This window comes from Pseudomonas sp. PsB (genome assembly GCF_043658375.1).
Taxonomy (GTDB): domain Bacteria; phylum Pseudomonadota; class Gammaproteobacteria; order Pseudomonadales; family Pseudomonadaceae; genus Aquipseudomonas; species Aquipseudomonas putida_Z.
The window spans coordinates 131,987-151,445 of the sequence record NZ_JBIGLU010000006.1; the positions used below are offsets into that span (position 1 = coordinate 131,987).

A 19,459-nucleotide genomic window follows, 5' to 3' on the forward strand; every position below is an offset into this window, starting at 1 on the left:
TGTGAGTCAGGTTTGAGCAGAGGGGTGCGTCAACCGTGCCCGCGAAAAGGCCGGGCGGCGAACCGCCCGGCGAAGAGGGTTACAGATGCGACTCGGCGTACTCCGCCAGCACCGAGCGTGGCACGCCCTGCAGGGTGATGTGCACGCCATGGGGGAAGTCCTTGAAGCGCTCGGTCAGGTAGGTCAGGCCCGAGCTGGTCGCGGACAGGTAGGGGGTGTCGATCTGCGCCAGGTTGCCCAGGCAGACCACCTTGGACCCGGAGCCGGCACGGGTGATGATGGTTTTCATCTGGTGCGGCGTCAGGTTCTGGCACTCGTCGATCAGGATCAGGCTCTGCTGGAAGCTACGGCCACGGATGTAGTTCAGCGATTTGAACTGCAACGGCACGCGCTCGAGGATGTACTCGACGCTGCCATGGGTGCTCTCGTCATCCATGTGCAAAGCTTCGAGGTTGTCGGTGATGGCGCCCAGCCACGGTTCCATCTTCTCGGCCTCGGTGCCCGGCAGGAAGCCGATCTCCTGGTCCAGCCCCTGCACGCTGCGGGTGGCGATGATGCGCCGGTAGCGCTTGCTGACCATGGTCTGTTCGATGGCCGCGGCCAGGGCCAGGATGGTCTTGCCGGAACCGGCGGCGCCGGTCAGGTTGACCAGGTGGATATCCGGGTCGAGCAGGGCGAACAGCGCCAGGCTCTGGTGGATGTCACGCGGCTTCAGGCCCCAGGCTTCCTGGTGCAGCAGCGGTTCCTGGTGCAGGTCGAGCAACAGCAGCTCATCGTTGCGAATACCCTTGATCCAGCCGACGAAGCCCTGTTCATCGATGATGAACTCGTTGACGTGAACCGCCGGCAGGTTGTCGATCAATTGCACGCGGTGCCAGGTGCGGCCACGCTCCTGGCGGGTATCGACCTTGCTCACCCGGTCCCAGAACGAGCCGGTGACCGAATGGTAGCCCTTGGACAGCAAGGACACGTCATCGACCAGTTGGTCGGTGCTGTAGTCCTCGGCCGCGATGCCACAGGCACGCGCCTTCAGGCGCATGTTGATGTCTTTGGTGACCAGCACAACGTCCAGGTCGGTGCGCCGGGCCCGTACTTCGAGCAACTGGTTGATGATGATGTTGTCGTTGAGGTTTTCCGGCAGCAGCTTGTTCGGCTCGTTGCGCGGAGTCATCAGGATGGACAGGAAGCCCTTGGGCCCGCTCTTGCCACGCTGGATCGGCACGCCCTGCTCGACATCGCTGGGCGAGGCGTCACCAAGGGTCTGGTCGATCAGCCGAATGGCCTGGCGGCATTCGGCGGCGATGGTCTGTTTGCCGGTCTTGAGCTTGTCGAGTTCCTCCAGCACCGTCATCGGGATGGCGACATGGTGCTCCTCGAAGTTCAGTAACGCGTTGGGGTCGTGAATCAGGACGTTGGTATCGAGCACATACAGGATAGGCTTGCTGGAGGAAGGGTTGCGTCCTTGGTCATCCATACTCGGTCACCTTATGTCGAAGCCACACGGCGTGGTCTGTTACGCCGCAGAGTGACTGCCGCTGTCCCCGTATCCGCGTTGTTACGGGCGGGAAGCGAACCTGGCTAGGTGGGCCTGGATGACGCCACCTGTGCTGCAGGTATCGGCTGTCTGGTTTCTTCATACCGCAAAAATGATGACTAAAAAAAGTCTTTTTACGTGCAGGTGAAGTTTATTTTTCCAAATGACGAACAGGGGTTGGCGAGGGGGCGCGTGAGGACTACAGTCAAAAATCAGGCTGGCATTGCTGAGGGGCGCTTTGCGGCCCCCTACCCCCTCAAGCCATAAGCTTGGCAATCTTCCCAACCAATCCCGCTCTGCGCCGTATTGCGCAACAACCACTCCACCGCCGGCTGCGCCTTGGGCAGGCTGTCATGGAACTGGATCACCCCCTTACGCCACAGCAACATCAAGGTCAGCACCCGCTGGGCAGAGGCCTCGGCGCTCAGTGCGCCATCATCCTGGGCATCGATGTCCCACAACGATACCTGCAACTGCTGGCTGGCCATGAACGCCTCGCCATCGGCCCGACGCTGCCCGTAAGGCGGGCGAAACAACGGCACATACTGCTCCGGCAGGTCGGCCTGCACCCGCGCCTGGCTACGCCGCAGCGAGTCCTGCCAGCCTGTCCACTGCGCATGGGAGCGGTACTCCCAACCCTGTATCCCCACGCACTGCCCGCCATAGAGCTGGCGCAAGGCATCTGCCGCCCCGGCGTCGCGGCGTTGCTGCAGGCGGTTGCCGAGCACGAAGAACGTGCCTTCAAGCTTTTGCCGGCGCAGGTAATCAGCCAGCAGGTCGGTACTGCCGCCATCCGGCCCGGGCCCGCCGACGAAGGTCAGCAGGAACATGCGGTCGTTCAGTTCATCCCCATTGCGCTCGCGTGAGGACAGCCGCTCCACCTCGCTGCTGGTCTGCGGCAGCAACGCCGCCTTGCGCAGTTGTTCGTCCAGGTAACGCACATGGAACTGGTGGCTCGGCTCGATCCAATCGGTGTAGAAAGTGCCGACATCGGCAGCGAACGTCGCCGCTTGCGTACGCAACTCCGCCATCGACGTCACCGGGTAGCAGAACGACGCATCCTGCTCGCAACTGCGCTGCGCCTGTTGATAACCTTCCCACAACCGCTGCCACATGCGCGCCCGCACCAGGCGCACCTTCTGCAGGTTGACCTGCCGTAGCCCCAAGCGTGCCGCCAGCGCCGCGTCGTCCAGCAGTTCGCTTTCGTGCAGCACCTGGGCGAACGAGAAGATCTCGGCCCGCGAGGCCACATCGAACAACGCCGGGCTGTCCAGCTGTTCGGGCCACAGGCTGCGGTCCAGGCTCACCTGGGGTGAAGGGGCGGCTTGCACGGCCAGGCTCAGCAGAGCGGCCAGCAAGGCAGAGGCAATACGCACGGTTGAAGGCTCCGCAACGGCGAAACGCGCACTATAGCCTCTGCACCGGCCATGGTCTGTGACTATCGTCGCCATAGTTTGGACTTGCACCGCCCAGCCCGTAGAATTCCCGGCCAACGATGCCAGGAGCCGACCCGATGCTGACGGTGATTTCCCCCGCCAAGACCCTCGACTACGACACCCCGCCGGTGACCGAGCGTTTCACCCTGCCCCAGTACCTGGACGACTCCCAGGAGCTGATCCAGCAGCTGCGCGACCTGTCGCCGGCGCAGATCAGCGAACTGATGCACCTGTCCGACAAGCTCGCCGGCCTGAATGCCGCGCGCTTCGGCAGCTGGACCCCGGACTTCACCCCGGCCAATGCCAAGCAGGCGCTGCTGGCGTTCAAAGGTGACGTGTATACCGGCCTCGACGCCGAAAGCCTGGGCGAGGACGACTTGAGCTACGCACAGCAGCACTTGCGCATGCTTTCGGGCCTGTATGGCCTGCTGCGCCCGCTCGACCTGATGCAACCCTACCGTCTGGAAATGGGCACCAAGCTGGCCAACGCCCGCGGCAAGGACCTGTACGCCTTCTGGGGCACGCGCATCAGTGAATGGCTGAACCAGGCCCTGGCCGAACAGGGCGATGACGTGCTGCTGAACCTGGCCAGCAACGAGTATTTCAGTGCGGTGAAACGCAGCGCGCTGAAGGCCCAGGTGATCAACGTCGACTTCAAGGACCTGAAGAACGGCCAGTACAAGATCATCAGCTTCTACGCCAAGAAAGCCCGCGGCATGATGAGCCGCTTCGTCATCCAGCAGCGCATCAGCGACCCGGAGCAGCTCAAGCAGTTCGATGTGCAGGGGTACTACTATAGTGCCGAACAGTCGAAGCCGGACCACCTGGTGTTCCTGCGGGATCATCCCACCGAGTAAGCCTGTAGCACCGTTTTCGCGGGCACGCCCGCTCCCACAGGTATGCCACTGAATTCAAGGTCAGTGACCAACCTGTGGGAGCGGGCGTGCCCGCGAATGGGCAAAAACATTTCTCCCCGCCTTTGCCCTGCAACAGGGCACACTTCATATCGCCATCACGCCACAAATCCGACGCCAAAAAATCGACAAGCCGCGACTTATAGACAAACGCCATAAGACCGTTCGTAGCTTTTTTGACGAATTTTTCAAAATATTTTTCGATGCTGGCATAAAAATATCTCGCAACAGTTTCGCCCTTTATATATCGGGGCAAAACACCCGTGTGCTATCAGATTGAAATTGTCTGCCACTGAAAAAATATTTAGAAATCTTTCATCCACGCCGAACCCACCCCGGAACTTCTGCTACGACGAATCGCTCATAGTGCCGTAACGATTTTCCTGCCCCCGGGCTGTGAGAGATGACTTACAGATGACAACGGCAGGTATCCACTACCAGCCCCAACAACTTCGACAGGTATGACGGGCAATCCCCGAAGACCCTGTCCATGCAGGAGAGACGCGTCCCTTTCAATTCGTCCTAGTGGTTGATTTCAAAGGATTTTTCCACTTGAAAAAACAAGCACAGCAAAGCGCCACGTAGCGCCTTGCAATAAAGACGGCTGCATTCCAGGGCACGTTTTTTAATTAATGGCTTTTTACTGCCACATTTGAGTGCATAACTTTTTGCGCTCCGGATTTATTTTGCCTGCGCTCGGCGAAGTGTGCATTTCGCCATGGATCCGTGCGCCCGAAAACTGTTGTTAATCAACCCAGTCCGGCTCTCCCCGGAGGTGCCGACGTGATAAACACATGAGGTGATAGCGATGCGTATCAGCATCTTTGGTTTGGGTTATGTGGGTGCGGTCTGTGCAGGCTGCCTGACGGCGCGAGGCCATGAAGTGATCGGTGTGGACGTGTCCAGCACCAAGATCGACCTGATCAATCAGGGCAAGTCGCCCATCGTCGAACCTGGCCTGGAAGCACTGCTGCAACAGGGCATCGCCAACGGCCGCCTGCGCGGTACTACCGATTTCGCCGAAGCCATCCGTGCCAGCGACGTATCGATGATCTGCGTGGGTACCCCAAGCAAGAAGAACGGCGACCTGGGCCTCGAGTACATCGAGTCGGTGTGCCGCGAAATCGGCTACGTGCTGCGTGACAGCGAGCGCCGCCACACCATCGTGGTACGCAGCACCGTGCTGCCGGGCACCGTGAAGAACGTGGTGATCCCGATCCTCGAAGACTGCTCGGGCAAGAAAGCCGGCGTCGACTTCGGCGTTGCGGTCAACCCGGAATTCCTGCGTGAAAGCACCGCGATCAAGGACTACGACCAGCCACCGATGACCGTCATCGGCGAACTGGACACCGCCAGCGGCGACATCCTGCAGGCCCTGTACGAAGAGCTCGACGCCCCGATCATCCGCAAGCCGATCGAAGTGGCCGAGATGATCAAGTACACCTGCAACGTGTGGCACGCCACCAAGGTCACCTTCGCCAACGAGATCGGCAACATTGCCAAGGCCGTAGGCGTGGATGGCCGTGACGTGATGGACGTGGTCTGCCAGGACAAAGTGCTGAACCTGTCCCAGTACTACATGCGCCCTGGCTTCGCGTTCGGCGGCTCGTGCCTGCCCAAGGACGTACGCGCCCTCACCTATCGCGCCGCCAGCCTCGATGTACGCGCACCGCTGCTCGACTCGCTGATGCGCAGCAACGAATCGCAGGTGCAGAACGCCTTCGAGCTGATCGAAGCCCACGACAAGCGCAAGGTCGCCCTGCTCGGCCTGAGCTTCAAGGCCGGCACCGACGACCTGCGTGAAAGCCCGCTGGTGGAACTGGCCGAACGCCTGATCGGCAAGGGCTACCAGCTGGACATCTACGACGAGAACGTCCAGTACGCCCGCGTCCACGGCGCCAACAAGGACTACATCGAGTCGAAGATCCCGCACGTGTCGTCGCTGCTCAACGCCGACTTCCAGAAGGTGATCGACAACGCCGACATCATCGTCCTGGGCAACCGTGACGAGCAGTTCCGTGCACTGGCCCAGCAAGCGCCGGCCGGCAAGCACGTGATCGACCTGGTCGGCTTCATGAGCAAACCGACCTGCGCCACCAGCCGTACCGAAGGCATCTGCTGGTAAGTGCTGGCCGGGCAGCGGGGGCCTCCCCACCCCCGCTGCCCACCTTTTCCCGAATTCTCGACGGATGCTGAACATGCAAAGGATCCAGACAGTGCTGTTGCAGTGCGCCGGTTGGCTGCTCTACATGAGTCTGCTCATGCTGATCGCCCTGGCCCTGCCAGCCGATATCTTCGACTCGCAGTCGAAGCACTTCATCTTCCTGGTCGGCGCAGTCGGCATCTGGCGCTATTCCATGGGCGCCACCCATTTCATCCGCGGCATGATCTTCCTCTACGGCGTGTACCCGCACCTGCGCCGCAAGGTGCAGAAGATGGGCAAGGACGCCGACCCGTCCCACGTGTACCTGATGGTGACCAGCTTCCGCATCGAAGCACTCACCACCGCCCAGGTGTACAGCTCGGTGATCCGCGAGGCGATCAACTGTGGCTTCCCCACCACCGTGGTCTGCTCGCTGGTGGAGATGTCGGACGAACTGCTGGTGAAAAGCCTGTGGGCCAAATACAACCCGCCAGCCCACGTGAAGCTGGACATCGTGCGCATCGCCGGTACCGGCAAGCGCGACGGCCTGGCCTACGGTTTCCGTGCGATTTCGCGCATGCTGCCGGACGAGAACGCCGTGGTGGCGGTGATCGACGGCGACACCGTGCTGGGCGATGGCGTGGTACGCAAGACCGTGCCGTGGTTCAAGCTGTTCCCCAACGTCGGCGGCCTGACCACCAACGAGTTCTGCGAAGTGCGTGGCGGCTACATCATGAGCGAGTGGCACAAGCTGCGCTTTGCCCAGCGCCACATCAACATGTGCTCGATGGCCCTGTCCAAGCGCGTGCTGACCATGACCGGGCGCATGTCGATGTTCCGCGCCAGCGTGGTGACCAACCCCGAGTTCATCGCCGACGTCGAAAGCGACTCGCTGATGCACTGGCGCCTGGGCCGCTTCAAGTTCCTCACCGGTGACGACAAGTCCAGCTGGTTCAGCCTGATGCGCCTGGGCTACGACACCTTCTACGTGCCGGACGCCGCCATCAACACGGTCGAGCACCCGCCGGAGAAGAGCTTCCTCAAGGCCAGCCGCAAGCTGATGTACCGCTGGTACGGCAACAACCTGCGGCAGAACTCCCGCGCGCTTGGCCTGGGCCTGCGCCGGCTGGGGCTGTTCACCAGCATCGTGCTGTTCGACCAGCGCGTGTCGATGTGGACCAGCCTGCTGGGCCTGACCGTGGCGGTGATCGCCAGCCTCAAGTTCGGCCTGGGCTTCCTGCTGGTGTACCTGCTGTGGATCGGCATCACCCGCCTGATCCTCACCATCATGCTGCTGTGCTCCGGCCACAACGTCGGCCCGGCCTACCCGCTGATTCTCTATTACAACCAGATCATCGGCGCGCTGATGAAGATCTACGTGTTCTTCCGCCTCGACAAGCAGTCCTGGACGCGTCAGCCCACTGCCCTCAAGCGTGACCTCGCCAGCTTTCAACAATGGTTCAACACCTGGTCCTCGCGGACCATGACCTTCTCGGCTGCCAGCATCTTCGTTGCTGTGCTGTTCATGGTCGTGTGAGCCCAACCCGGATCGGAACTAACAGGAACAAACCACATGAATACCGCCGTGAACGTCAACGTCGTGCATGAGTCCGAAGCCCAGCGCCAGCATGCCCGGGTACGCATCCCCGCCAAGCTGCGGTTCCTCGACCCTCAGCGCCAGGCCCACGATGTGAAGGTCGACGACCTCTCCGCCGGTGGCCTGAGCTTCCACACCAAGCAACCACTGTCGGTTGGCGACGTGCTCCGCGGGCGGCTGCAGTTCACGGTCGACAACCTCGGCCTGTCGATGGACATCGAGTTCCAGGTGCGCTCCTACAACCCGGGCAGTGGCCGTACCGGCGCCCAGTTCCAGAACCTCGAGCCCCGCGATATCGCCACGCTGCGCCACATCATCACCTCGCACCTGTCGGGTGAGCTGATCACTGCCGGCGATGTGCTCAGCACCTTGCAGCGCGACAACTTCACCAAGGCGCGCAAGCAGAAGGACGGCGGTGCCGGCCTGAGCGCCTTCGGCCGCCTCAAGGCGGTCACCGTCACCCTCGGCGTGTTCGTGGTCGGTGTCGCCGCCTTCGGCTTCATCGCCAAGTCGCTGTACGGCATGTACTTCGTCAGCCATGCCGAGGCCGGCGTGGTCGCGGTACCCACCACCAACGTCACCATGCCGCGCGACGGCACCGTGAACAGCCTGGTCGAAAGCGGTGGGCAGATCGCCAAGGGCGCGCCACTGGCCAGCTTCACCACCAGCATGCTGGACATGCTCAAGGGCAACCTGGAAGACGCACAGCTGGAGCCGGCGAAAATCGAGGAGCTGTTCGGCAAGCAGCTGTCCGGCACCCTCACCAGCCCGTGTGATTGCGTGGTTGCCCGCCAGCTCGTGGACAACGGCCAGTACGCCGCCAAGGGCCAGCCGATCTTCCAGCTGATCCCGCGGACCACCAACCCGATGATCGAGGCGCGCTTCACCTACCGCCAGTTCGACGAGGTCAAGCCAGGTACCCGGGTCAACTTCCAGGTAGCCGGCGAAGACGAAGTACGCACCGGCCAGATCGTCAGCAGTGCCAGCCTCAACAGCGAAGACCTGGCCGCCGACATCCGCGTGCAGATCAAGCCCGACAGCGCCCTGCCCGCCGAACTCGCCGGTCGCCCGGCTTCGGTCAACAGCGACCGTGGCCCATCGCTGAACTGGCTGATCGACAAAGCCATGGCCCGTGGGCTGTAAGAGGACAAGCCTATGACTAGCAGACAACCCGATACCTGTGGGAGCTGGCTTGCCGGCGATCGAGTGCGCAGCACTCGCCCAGCAGATGTATCGCCTGCACTGGCCAATCGCCGGCAAGCCAGCTCCCACAGAGTTCGTGTGAACCTTGGTTTGTGTGGCCTGGCCATGGCCATCGCCCTGGCCGGCTGTGCGGGCCTGCCCGACCAGCGCCTGGCCAACGAAGCCATGAAGCGCGGTGACACGGCACTGGCCGAGCGCAACTACAAGGCGCTGGCCGACCTGGGCTACAGCGAAGCGCAAGTGGGCCTGGCCGACATCAAGGTCGCCACCCGCGATCCGGCGAAAATCAAGGAAGCCGAGGCCACCTACCGTGCCGCGGCCGCCATTTCGCCGCGTGCCCAGGCGCGCCTTGGCCGCCTGCTGGTGGCCAAGCCCGACAGCACCCAGGCCGAGCGCGAAGAAGCCGAAACCCTGCTCAAGCAAGCCGCCAAGCAGGGCGAAAGCAACACCCTGATCCCGCTGGCAATGCTCTACCTGAGCTACCCGCAGAGCTTCCCCAAGGTCAACGCGCAGCAGCAGATCGACCAGTGGCGCGCCGCCGGCAACCCGGAAGCGGGCCTGGCCCAGGTGCTGCTGTACCGCACCCAGGGCACCTACGACCAGCACCTGGGCGAAGTGGAGAAAATTTGCAAGGCCGCGCTGAACACCACCGACATCTGCTACGTCGAACTGGCCACCGTGTACCAGAAGCGCGGCCAGGCGGACCAGCAGGCTGCCCTGCTCGGCCAGCTCAAGGCTGCCTACGCCCGCGGCGCAGTACCGGCCACCCGGGTCGACAGCGTTGCCCGGGTACTGGCTGACCGCAGCCTCGGCCAGACCGACGAGAAAACCGCCAAGGACCTGCTCGAGCAGGTGGCCCCGGCCAACCCGGCGTCCTGGGTCAGCCTGGCGCAACTGGTGTACGACTTCCCCGAGCTGGGCGATACCGACCAGCTGATGGCCTACATCGACAAGGGCCGCGAAGCCGAACAGCCACGCGCCGAACTGTTGCTGGGCCGCCTGTACTACGAAGGCAAGACCGTGCCTGCGGACGCGGCCAAAGCCGAACAACACCTGCAGGCTGCCGCCGACGCCGGCGAAGTCAGCGCCCATTACTACCTGGGCCAGCTGTACCGCCGCGGCTACCTGGGCAACGTCGAGCCACAAAAGGCCGTCGACCACCTGCTGGCCGCCGCCCGTGGTGGGCAGAACAGCGCCGACTATGCCCTGGCCCAGCTGTTCAGCGAAGGCCACGGCATTCGCCCGCAACCGGGCAACGCCTGGGTATTCGCCCAGCTGGCCCAGGCCAACCCGTCGCCGCAGTCCGCTGAATTGCTGCAGCAGCTCGACCAGCAACTTACGCCTGACCAGCGCAGCCAGGCCCAGCAACTGCTGGCACAAGAAAAGCAGGCGCGCGGCAGCATGAGCCAGGGCGCCAACAGCACCCTGGCCATCGAAGCCCTGCAAGACGACGAAAAAGAAGTAACCGGTGAGGACTCGCTATGACGCTCAATCCCTTCGTGAAAGCTGGCATCGGCCTGAGCTTCGCCCTGCTGTGGTCCTGCCCGACCCTGGCGGAAATGACCGCTGAAAAGAACTTCGGCCTGGATGTGAAAATCACCGGCCAGTCGGAAGACGACCGTGACCTGGGCACCCGCTCCGGCGGCGACGTCAACGGCCTCGGTCTTGATCTGCGCCCTTGGGTATATGGCGAGCGTGGCAACTGGAGCGCCTATGCCATGGGCCAGGCCGTCACCGCGACCGACACCATCGAAACCGACACCCTGCGCCAGAACGACGACGGCACCAGCACCGACACCGCTGCCGACGGCCGTGAACAGGACAAGAGCTACCTGGCCATGCGCGAATTCTGGGTCGGCTACAGCGGCCTCACCGCCTACCCTGGCGAGCAGCTGCGTTTCGGTCGCCAGCGCCTGCGCAGCGACGATGGCATGTGGCGTGACACCAACATCGAGGCGCTGAACTGGACCTTCGACACCACCCTGCTCAAGGCCGACCTGGGCGTGGCCCAGCGCTTCAGCGAATACCGCACCGACCTCACCGAGCTGGCCCCGGAAGACAAGGACCGCACGCACCTCTACGGCAACGTCGCCACGCAGTGGACCCCTGGCCACTGGGTCGGCGTACGCGCCCACCACACCCACGACGGCGGCAGCCTGAAGAACCCGGGCGAAACCGTCGATGCGCTGGACAAGACCCGCACCGGCGACCTCACCTGGCTGGGCCTGGAAGCCAACAGCGACGCCTACAACTGGCGCAACGACCACACCGTCAACTACTGGGGCAGCGTCACCTGGCTGACCGGTGATCGCGACACCCTCAGCAGCCAGGTCGTCGGTGACGACACCGTGGCCACCGGCAAGCAGAGCGGTGATGTCAACGCCTGGGCCACCGACCTCGGCATCCGCCTGCGCCTCGACCCGCAATGGCAGGTCGGTGCGGCCTATGCCCGTGGCAGCGGCGGTGGTGGCGACGACGGTTCGAGCAACTACGAGCAGACCGGCCTCGAGAGCAACCGCTCCAACTACACCGGTACCCGTTCGCGCGTGCACCGCTTCGGTGAAGCCTTCCGCGGCGAGCTGGGCAACCTGCAGGCGGCCACGCTGTTCGCCTCCTGGCAGCTGCGCGACGACTACGACGCCAGCTTCATCTACCACAAGTTCTGGCGTGTCGATGGCAACCAGAACATCGGTTCCAGCGGCATCAACGCAGTGGTCAACGACAACGGTGTGAACCGCCCGCTGGTCGATGGCGAAAAAGACCTTGGCCAGGAAATGGACGTGGTCGTGACCAAGTACTTCAAGCAAGGCCTGCTGCCGGCTTCGATGAGCCAGGCCATCGACGAGCCATCTGCCCTGGTGCGCCTGCGTGCCGGCGTGTTCAAGCCGGGCGATGCCTACGGCAAGGAAGCGGACTCGTACATGCACCGCGCCTTCGTCGATGTGATCTGGCGCTTCTGAGGCCGGTAGAGGACTTACCGTTATGAACCTTCACCCGCACTTACGTCACAGCCTGTTGGCCAGCGCCTTGCTGCTGGCCAGCGGCCTGGTGGCTGCCGCAGAGCCCCAGGTGATCGCCAAGGAACTGCAGCAGGCCAAGACCTACACGGTCTCCAGCGCGCCGATCGAGCCGCTGCACATGGACCCGCCGAAGCTGCCCGACCTGACCGGCTACACCGCCGAAGCGGTGCAGAAGAAAATCGACCGCCGCCACAAGGGCAAGGTCAGCCTGCGCCGCATGTTCCAGGAGGATACCCTCAAGGAATTCGTCGGCGGCGACAACAAGGCGGCCGAGTGGGTCCAGCGCCAGCATGGCATTCCGCAGGCGATCTTCGTCGATGACGGCCATGTCGACCTGGTCGAGCTGAGCAAGAAGGTACCCAAGCAGTACCTCAGCGAAGTCGAGCCGGGTGTGTACCTGGCGCGCCTGCCGATCGTGGTCGGGCAGAAGGGCATCCTCGAGATCGACGGCAAGGTCAAGCAACTGCGCCTGTCCCAGGAAGGCGGTTCGTTCCTGGTCAACGACGGCAAGCTGTTCGTCACCGACACCCAGGTGACCGGCTGGCGGGAAAAGGAAAACGGCCCGGCGACCTTCCGCTCGCCCAAGGAATTCCGCCCGTTCCTGCTGTCGTGGGGCGGCACCGAGACCTACATCGTCAATACGAAAATGGCCAGCTTCGGCTACGCAAAGTCCAAGTCGTACGGCGTGAGCATCTCGCAGTACACGCCGAACATGGCCAAGCGCATGGGCCGCCCGGAACCCACCGGCTGGATCATCGGCTCTGAGTTCAGCGACATGTGGTACGGCTTCTACTGCTACGAGACCCAGGACTTCGTGGTCAAGGACAGCACCTACCGCGACAACATCGTCTACGGCATCGACCCACACGACCGCTCGCACCGGCTGATCATCGCCGGCAACACGGTGTACGGCACCAAGAAGAAGCACGGCATCATCGTTTCGCGTGAGGTCAACGACAGCTGGATCATCAACAACAAGAGCTTCGACAACAAGCTCTCGGGCGTGGTGATCGACCGTAACAGCGTCAACAACCTGATCGCCTACAACGAGATCTACCGCAACCACACCGACGGCATCACCCTGTACGAAAGTGGCGACAACCTGATCTGGGGCAACAAGCTGATCAACAACCGCCGCCACGGCATCCGCGTGCGTAACAGCGTGAACATCCGCCTGTACGAAAACGTCGCCATGGCCAACGGCCTGGTTGGTGTATACGGCCACATCAAGGACCTGTCCAACACCGACCGCGACATCGCCCTCGACCCGTTCGACACCAAGGTGTCGCTGATCCTGGTCGGTGGCGAACTGGCGGCCAACGGCTCCGGGCCACTGTCGATCGACTCGCCGCTGTCGGTCGAGTTGTACAAGGTGTCCATGCTCGCCCCGCGCAAGGCCAGCGGCATCAGCCTCAACGGCGTACTGGGCGAACGCCAGGACGAAATCCTCGACCTGCTGGTACGCCAGCAAAAGGCTGTGCTGATCGACCCGGTCGAACGCCAGACCGAAATGATCGATTAAGGAAGCCCAGACCATGACTCCACATCTGATGAAACTGCTGGGCCTGTCCGCCGCCCTCCTGGCGATCAGCCAGGGCGTGCGCGCCGAAGACGTCAAGGCCCCCACCTTCAGCGCCGAGCCTTGCTGCCAGCTGTGCCCTGAAGCGCATGACGCCAGCCGCTACACCACCCGTTACCAGCAGAACTTCACCACGCTGGTGCAGGCCCAGGGCGACTGGCTGTTCCGTACCCGCGAAGACCTGCGCACCGAGTTCAATACCACCCCGGCCGGCTACAAGCGCCTGCAGCAAGTGCACGACGCGTTCAAGAAGCGCGGCGTGGAACTGGTGGTGGTGTATCAACCGACCCGTGGCCTGGTGAACCGCAACATGCTCAACCCGGCGGAAAAGGCTGCCTTCGACTACCAGAAGGCCCTGGGCAACTACCAGGCCATGCTCAAGCGCTTTGCCAGCATGGGCTACAACGTGCCTGACCTGTCGCCGCTGACCAACGAACAGCTGGCCGCTGCCGACCAGGGCAAGGACTTCTACTTCCGCGGCGACCAGCACTGGACGCCTTACGGCGCCGAGCGCGCGGCCAAGATCGTGGCCGATACCGTGCACAAGATGCCGGCTTTCGAAGGCATCCCGCGCAAGGAATTCGAAACGAAAAAGTCCGGGCGCATGGGCAAGACCGGCACCCTGCATAACGTGGCCGGCCAGCTGTGCGGCACCAGCTACGCCGTCCAGTACATGGACCAGTTCGCCACCGAGCCGAAAGGCTCCACCGGCGGCGGCGACGACCTGTTCGGTGACGGCGGCAACGCGCAGATCACCCTGGTCGGCACCAGCCACAGTGGCAAGAACTACAACTTCTCCGGCTTCCTCGAGCAGTACATCGGCGCCGACGTGCTCAACGTGGCCTTCCCTGGCGGTGGCCTGGAAGGTTCGATGATCCAGTACCTGGGTAGCGAGGAATTCCAGAAGAACCCGCCGAAGATCCTGATCTGGGAATTCTCCCCGCTGTATCGCCTGGACCAGGAAACCATCTGGCGGCAAATCCTTGGCCTGCTCGACGACGGCTGCGATGACCGCCCGGCCCTGATGAGCGCCAGCGCCACCCTCAAGCCCGGCAAGAACGAGCTGATGGTCAACGGCAAGGGCGGCGTGATCAAAGACCTGATCAACCGCAACATGCAGATGGACGTCAAGTTCGAAGACCCGTCGGTGAAGGTGCTGCAGGCCACCCTCTGGTACCTCAACGGCCGCCACGAGGACATCAAGCTGGAAAAACCGGAAACCTCCGACACCGACGGCCGCTTCGTCTTCCAGATGCGCGAAGACGAGGACTGGGCCAGCCAGAGCCTGCTGGCGTTCGAGGTGCAGGGGCCGGAAAGCGGTACCCAGAAGGTCGAAGCCAAGCTCTGCAAACGCAACAACTTCGCCGTGCCCGCGCAGACCGCGCAGGCCGGCCAGTGAGGCGACCATGATCCCGTTCAAGCGAATTTCCCGCCCCGCCCTGCTTGCCCTGGCGTTGTGCGGCGGTGCCGCGCACGCCGCGCTGGTACCGCCCCAGGGTTACTACGAGGGGATCGAAAAGCTCAAGACCGGCGACGGCAACTTCCGCTGCGAGGCTGCCCCCAAGCCATACACCGGTGCCCTGCAGTTTCGCAGCAAGTACGAAGGCTCGGACAAGGCTCGGGCAACGCTCAATGCCGACTCGGAAAAGGCCTTTCGCAAGTCCACCGAAGACATCACCACCCTTGAGAAAGGCGTGAGCAAGATGATCGGCCAGTACATGCGTGACGGCCGCCCGGCGCAGCTCGACTGCACCTTGGCCTGGCTGGGCGAATGGGCCCGCGCCGATGCGCTGATGTCCACCGACTACAACCACACCGGCAAGTCGATGCGCAAATGGGCGCTGGGCAGCATGAGTGGTTCGTGGCTGCGCCTGAAGTTCTCCAATTCGCAGCCGCTGGCCGCGCACCAGGCCGAGGCCGAGCTGATCGAAAAATGGTTCGCCCGCCTGGCCGAGCAGACCGTGCGCGACTGGAGCGACCTGCCACTGGAGAAGATCAACAACCACAGCTACTGGGCTGCCTGGGCGGTAATGGCCAGCGCCGTGGCCACCGACCGTCGCGACCTGTTCGACTGGGCCGTGAAGGAATACCTGGTTGGCGCCAACCAGGTCGACGAGCAGGGCTTCCTGCCCAACGAACTGAAGCGCAAGCAACGCGCCCTGGCCTACCACAACTACGCCCTGCCGCCGCTGGCGATGATCGCCAGCTTCGCCCAGGTCAATGGCGTGGATGTGCGCGGCGAGAACAACAACGCCCTGCAGCGCCTGGCGCAGCGGGTGCTGAACGGGTCGAAGGACCCCAGCGAGTTCAAGGCCCGCAATGGCGAGAAACAGGACATGAAAGACCTGAAGATCGACAGCAAGTACTCGTGGATGGAGCCCTACTGCAGCCTGTATGCGTGCAGTGGCGACACCCTGCAACGCAAGCGCGGTATGCAGCCGTTCAACAGCTTCCGGCTGGGCGGCGACCTGACCCGGGTCTACGACCCGAGCGCAGAGAGCAAGAAGTAACACACCCCAATGTGGGGGTGGCACCTGTGGGAGCCGGCTTGCCGGCGATGGGCTGCGTAGCAGCCCCTGTCTACCGCTGGGCAAGGCTTCGCCTTGCATCGCCGGCAAGCCAGCTCCCACAGAGGTACTAGGTTGCCTTCCAGTCTTGCACTGGGGGGTTTGGGGGGCGCTTTGCCCCGGATGCTGTGAACAAAAAGGAGAACCGGGATGGTCTTCTCGTCCAACGTGTTCCTGTTCCTGTTCTTGCCGATCTTCCTCGGCCTGTACTACTTGAGCGGGCAACGTTATCGCAACCTGCTGCTGCTGGTCGCCAGCTACATCTTCTACGCCTGGTGGCGGGTGGACTTCCTGGCCCTGTTCGCCGGGGTCACCCTGTGGAACTACTGGATCGGCCTGAAAGTCGGCGCCGCCGGTGTGCGCACCAAGCCCGCGCAGCGCTGGCTGCTGCTCGGCGTCGGTGTCGACCTGGCGATCCTCGGCTACTTCAAGTACGCCAACTTCGGCGTCGACAGCCTCAACGCGATCATCTCCTCGTTCGGCCTGGAGCCGTTCATCCTCACCCACGTGCTGCTGCCGATCGGTATCTCGTTCTACATCTTCGAGTCGATCAGCTACATCATCGACGTGTACCGCGGCGACACCCCGGCCACCCGCAACCTGATCGACTTCGCGGCGTTCGTGGCGATCTTCCCGCACCTGATCGCCGGCCCCGTGCTGCGCTTCAAGGACCTGGTCGACCAGTTCAACAACCGCACCCACACCCTGGACAAGTTCTCCGAAGGCTGCACCCGCTTCATGCAGGGCTTCATCAAGAAAGTGTTCATCGCCGATACCCTGGCGGTAGTGGCCGACCACTGCTTCGCCCTGCAGAACCCGACCACCGGCGATGCCTGGCTCGGCGCCCTGGCCTACACCGCGCAGCTGTACTTCGACTTCAGCGGCTACAGCGACATGGCCATCGGCCTGGGCCTGATGATGGGCTTCCGCTTCATGGAGAACTTCAAGCAGCCGTACATCAGCCAGTCGATCACCGAGTTCTGGCGGCGCTGGCACATCAGCCTGTCGACCTGGCTGCGCGACTACCTGTACATCACCCTGGGCGGTAACCGCAAAGGCACCTTCAACACCTACCGCAACCTGTTCCTGACCATGCTGCTGGGCGGCCTGTGGCATGGCGCCAACTTCACCTACATCATCTGGGGCGCCTGGCACGGCATGTGGCTGGCCATCGAGCGCGCGCTGGGCATCGACACCAACCCGCAGCGTTTCAACCCGGTCAAGTGGGCATTCACCTTCCTGCTGGTGGTGGTCGGCTGGGTGATCTTCCGTGCAGAGAACCTGGAAGTGGCCGGTCGCATGTACGGCGCCATGTTCAGCTTCGGCGACTGGCAGCTGTCGGAACTCAACCGTGCCCAGCTCACCGGCCTGCAGGTAGCCACCCTGGTGGTCGCCTACATCACCCTGGCGTTCTTCGGCCTGCGCGACTTCTACCGCAACGCCAGGCCAACGCCCAAGGCCACCCCGGTGGAGGTCAACAGCGACGGTTCGATCGGCCTGGACTGGACCCGGGTGATGACCCGCGCCCTGGTGCTGCTGCTGTTCGTGGCCTCGATCCTCAAGCTTTCGGCGCAGAGCTACTCGCCGTTCCTTTACTTCCAGTTCTGAGGTTGATGACATGACCCGGACATTACGCATTACCTATTCGCTGTCGTTCCTCGGCCTGCTGGTGGGCATGGGCGTCTGGTCCACCGGTGGCCTGCAAAGCTTCCAGCGTACCGAGCAGATGACCCTGCTCAACGGCAAGCTGGCCAAGGCCGCCGAGACCCACTACGACGAGCAGTTCCCGATCAAGCGCCTGGGCACCAACCTTTGGGCGGCGATGGACTTCAAGCTGTTCAACGAAGGCCGCCCCGGCGTGGTACTGGGCCGCGACCAGTGGCTGTTCAGTGACGAAGAGTTCAAGCCCACCGCCGGTGCCGAGCAGCTGATGCAGGAAAACCTGGCGCTGATCCGTGGCGTGCGCGACACCCTGCAGCAGCACGGCAGCCAGCTGGTGCTGGCGATCGTGCCGGCCAAGGCGCGGGTGTACGCCGAGTACCTGGGCAAGGAACTGCCGACCAGCCTGCATGACGACCTGTACAACCAGTTCCATGCCCAGGCACGCCAGGCCAACGTGTTCGCCCCGGACCTGATGGCACCCATGGAGCAGGCCAAGGCCCGCGGCCAGGTGTTCCTGCGCACCGACACCCACTGGACGCCGATGGGCGCCGAAGTGGCGGCGCAGGCACTGGCCGAAGCGGTCAACCGCCAGAGCCTGCTCAACGGCGACCCGCAGGCGTTCATCACCGAAGCCGGCAGCACCGCGCCATACAAGGGCGACCTGACCAACTTCCTGCCACTGGACCCGCTGTTCAGCAACCTGCTGCCAGCCCCGGACAACCTGCAGCAACGCACCACTCGCCCGGTCGAGGCCGAAGGTGAAGCCGGTGACGCACTGTTCGCCGACACGCAGATCCCGGTTGCGCTGGTGGGTACCAGCTACAGCGCCAATCCGCACTGGAATTTCCTCGGTGCGCTGCAGCAGGCCCTGCGCAGCGACGTGGCCAACTACGCCGAAGACGGCCATGGCCCGCTACTGCCGATGCTCAAGTACCTGCAAAGCGATGCCTTCAAGAACGCCGCACCCCAGGTGGTGGTGTGGGAATTCCCCGAACGTTATCTGCCAATGAAGAACGACCTCAGCAGCTTCGATCCACAGTGGATCGCCCAGCTGAAGAACACCCGTAAATCCGAAGAAAACCTGGCTTTGTCGTCCACCCGGACAACCCACTGATCAGAGGAAACATACACATGACTACCAAGACTTCCATTGCCAAAGCCCTCACCCTCGCAGCCGGCCTGTCCCTGGCCTCCATGCAGGCCTTCGCCGGTGCCGACGCCGCGCTGTATGGCCCGAGCGCACCGAAAGGCTCGACCTTCGTGCGCCTGTACAACGCCTCCGGCGCACCGGCTGCAGCCTCGGTCGGCAACACCCAGATCAAGCAGGTTGGCGCCCAGGCCAGCAGCGACTTCAGCTTCCTGCCAGGGGGTGACTACACCGCCCAGGTCGGCGGCAAGAGCGTGCCGGTCAAGCTGGCTGCGGACAAGTACTACACCCTGGTCAACAGCGCCAGCGGCAACCCGCAGCTGATCGAAGAGCCGCCGTTCAAGAACAAGCAGAAAGCCCTGGTTCGCGTGCAGAACCTGAGTGACCAGCAACTGACCCTGAAGACCGCCGACGGCAAGACCGAAGTGGTCAAGCCGGTGGCCGCCAACGGCCGTGGCGAACGCGAAATCAACCCGGTCAAGGTCAACCTGGCGCTGTACCAAGGAGACAAGAAAGTGGGTGACGTCAAACCCGTCGCCCTGGAGCGCGGCGAAGCCGCAGTGCTGTACGTAACGGGTTCCGGCAACGCCTTGTCGCCGGTGTGGGTAACTCGCCCCGTGGCTAGCAACTGATTCCCCTGCCTCTCAACGACTATTG

14 protein-coding genes are annotated in these 19,459 nt (G+C 63.1%); 12 read left to right on the top strand and 2 right to left on the bottom strand.

Translation table 11 applies throughout. The features are described from left to right. Nucleotides 1-79: 79 nt before the first annotated feature. Together ACGLHT_RS10910 and ACGLHT_RS10915 are read right to left on the bottom strand one after the other, a co-directional pair. Entirely contained in the window at nucleotides 80-1,474 is a 1,395-nt protein-coding gene (locus tag ACGLHT_RS10910) for a PhoH family protein (protein WP_013974146.1), read from the bottom strand. Between the two features lie 308 nt (nucleotides 1,475-1,782). Further along, on the bottom strand, nucleotides 1,783-2,910 hold the full coding sequence (locus ACGLHT_RS10915) for a polysaccharide deacetylase family protein (RefSeq protein ID WP_274120361.1): 1,128 nt from the start codon (nucleotides 2,908-2,910) through the stop codon (nucleotides 1,783-1,785). A gap of 137 nt (nucleotides 2,911-3,047) precedes the next feature. Here ACGLHT_RS10915 and yaaA point away from each other — a divergent pair, with 137 nt between their 5' ends. The 12 genes from yaaA (at nucleotide 3,048) to ACGLHT_RS10975 (ending at nucleotide 19,434) form a co-directional block, all read left to right on the top strand. Further along, entirely contained in the window at nucleotides 3,048-3,827 is a 780-nt protein-coding gene (gene yaaA, locus ACGLHT_RS10920; RefSeq protein ID WP_274120360.1) for a peroxide stress protein YaaA, read from the top strand. A gap of 865 nt (nucleotides 3,828-4,692) precedes the next feature. Beyond that, nucleotides 4,693-6,009 (top strand): nucleotide sugar dehydrogenase, encoded by a 1,317-nt coding sequence (locus ACGLHT_RS10925; protein ID WP_085592165.1) that lies wholly within the window; start codon nucleotides 4,693-4,695, stop codon nucleotides 6,007-6,009. Nucleotides 6,010-6,082: 73 nt separating this feature from the next. Then, nucleotides 6,083-7,564, top strand: coding sequence for a glycosyltransferase family 2 protein (locus ACGLHT_RS10930; protein WP_084785351.1), 1,482 nt, complete (start codon nucleotides 6,083-6,085; stop codon nucleotides 7,562-7,564). A gap of 36 nt (nucleotides 7,565-7,600) precedes the next feature. Continuing rightward, nucleotides 7,601-8,767: an alginate biosynthesis protein Alg44 gene (locus ACGLHT_RS10935; RefSeq protein ID WP_025340581.1), complete on the top strand. Its 1,167-nt coding sequence runs from the start codon at nucleotides 7,601-7,603 to the stop codon at nucleotides 8,765-8,767. A 165-nt stretch (nucleotides 8,768-8,932) separates the two neighbouring features. Further along, a complete protein-coding gene (gene algK / locus ACGLHT_RS10940; RefSeq protein WP_085592167.1) occupies nucleotides 8,933-10,312 on the top strand; it encodes an alginate biosynthesis TPR repeat lipoprotein AlgK in 1,380 nt (459 codons plus the stop codon). After that, nucleotides 10,309-11,787, top strand: coding sequence for an alginate export family protein (locus ACGLHT_RS10945; protein WP_075046286.1), 1,479 nt, complete (start codon nucleotides 10,309-10,311; stop codon nucleotides 11,785-11,787). Before algK ends, ACGLHT_RS10945 begins: the two co-directional genes overlap by 4 nt. A 22-nt stretch (nucleotides 11,788-11,809) precedes the next feature. Beyond that, nucleotides 11,810-13,369: a mannuronan 5-epimerase AlgG gene (gene algG / locus ACGLHT_RS10950; protein ID WP_085614309.1), complete on the top strand. Its 1,560-nt coding sequence runs from the start codon at nucleotides 11,810-11,812 to the stop codon at nucleotides 13,367-13,369. A gap of 13 nt (nucleotides 13,370-13,382) precedes the next feature. Next, nucleotides 13,383-14,825, top strand: a complete 1,443-nt coding sequence (locus ACGLHT_RS10955) for an alginate O-acetyltransferase (protein ID WP_025340584.1) — start codon at nucleotides 13,383-13,385, stop codon at nucleotides 14,823-14,825. A gap of 7 nt (nucleotides 14,826-14,832) precedes the next feature. Next, the gene (locus tag ACGLHT_RS10960) at nucleotides 14,833-15,936 is read left to right on the top strand and encodes a mannuronate-specific alginate lyase (RefSeq protein ID WP_274120359.1); all 1,104 of its coding nucleotides are present in this window, start codon (nucleotides 14,833-14,835) and stop codon (nucleotides 15,934-15,936) included. 207 nt (nucleotides 15,937-16,143) lie between these two features. Further along, nucleotides 16,144-17,601: an MBOAT family protein gene (locus ACGLHT_RS10965; RefSeq protein WP_013974157.1), complete on the top strand. Its 1,458-nt coding sequence runs from the start codon at nucleotides 16,144-16,146 to the stop codon at nucleotides 17,599-17,601. Nucleotides 17,602-17,611: 10 nt separating this feature from the next. After that, the gene (locus tag ACGLHT_RS10970; protein ID WP_274120358.1) at nucleotides 17,612-18,769 is read left to right on the top strand and encodes an alginate O-acetyltransferase; all 1,158 of its coding nucleotides are present in this window, start codon (nucleotides 17,612-17,614) and stop codon (nucleotides 18,767-18,769) included. Nucleotides 18,770-18,786: 17 nt separating this feature from the next. Beyond that, nucleotides 18,787-19,434, top strand: coding sequence for an alginate O-acetyltransferase AlgF (locus ACGLHT_RS10975; protein WP_075046290.1), 648 nt, complete (start codon nucleotides 18,787-18,789; stop codon nucleotides 19,432-19,434). Nucleotides 19,435-19,459: the final 25 nt, after the last annotated feature.

Bases quoted from the DNA above. Each gene is read 5' to 3' on its own strand.
- ACGLHT_RS10965 (WP_013974157.1), top strand. From the start codon at position 16,144: ATGGTCTTCTCGTCCAACGTGTTCCTGTTCCTGTTCTTGCCGATCTTC.
- ACGLHT_RS10910 (WP_013974146.1), bottom strand. From the start codon at position 1,474: ATGGATGACCAAGGACGCAACCCTTCCTCCAGCAAGCCTATCCTGTAT.
- ACGLHT_RS10955 (WP_025340584.1), top strand. From the start codon at position 13,383: ATGACTCCACATCTGATGAAACTGCTGGGCCTGTCCGCCGCCCTCCTG.
- ACGLHT_RS10945 (WP_075046286.1), top strand. From the start codon at position 10,309: ATGACGCTCAATCCCTTCGTGAAAGCTGGCATCGGCCTGAGCTTCGCC.
- yaaA (WP_274120360.1), top strand. From the start codon at position 3,048: ATGCTGACGGTGATTTCCCCCGCCAAGACCCTCGACTACGACACCCCG.
- algK (WP_085592167.1), top strand. From the start codon at position 8,933: ATGGCCATCGCCCTGGCCGGCTGTGCGGGCCTGCCCGACCAGCGCCTG.
- algG (WP_085614309.1), top strand. From the start codon at position 11,810: ATGAACCTTCACCCGCACTTACGTCACAGCCTGTTGGCCAGCGCCTTG.
- ACGLHT_RS10960 (WP_274120359.1), top strand. From the start codon at position 14,833: ATGATCCCGTTCAAGCGAATTTCCCGCCCCGCCCTGCTTGCCCTGGCG.
- ACGLHT_RS10975 (WP_075046290.1), top strand. From the start codon at position 18,787: ATGACTACCAAGACTTCCATTGCCAAAGCCCTCACCCTCGCAGCCGGC.
- ACGLHT_RS10935 (WP_025340581.1), top strand. From the start codon at position 7,601: ATGAATACCGCCGTGAACGTCAACGTCGTGCATGAGTCCGAAGCCCAG.
- ACGLHT_RS10970 (WP_274120358.1), top strand. From the start codon at position 17,612: ATGACCCGGACATTACGCATTACCTATTCGCTGTCGTTCCTCGGCCTG.
- ACGLHT_RS10930 (WP_084785351.1), top strand. From the start codon at position 6,083: ATGCAAAGGATCCAGACAGTGCTGTTGCAGTGCGCCGGTTGGCTGCTC.
- ACGLHT_RS10925 (WP_085592165.1), top strand. From the start codon at position 4,693: ATGCGTATCAGCATCTTTGGTTTGGGTTATGTGGGTGCGGTCTGTGCA.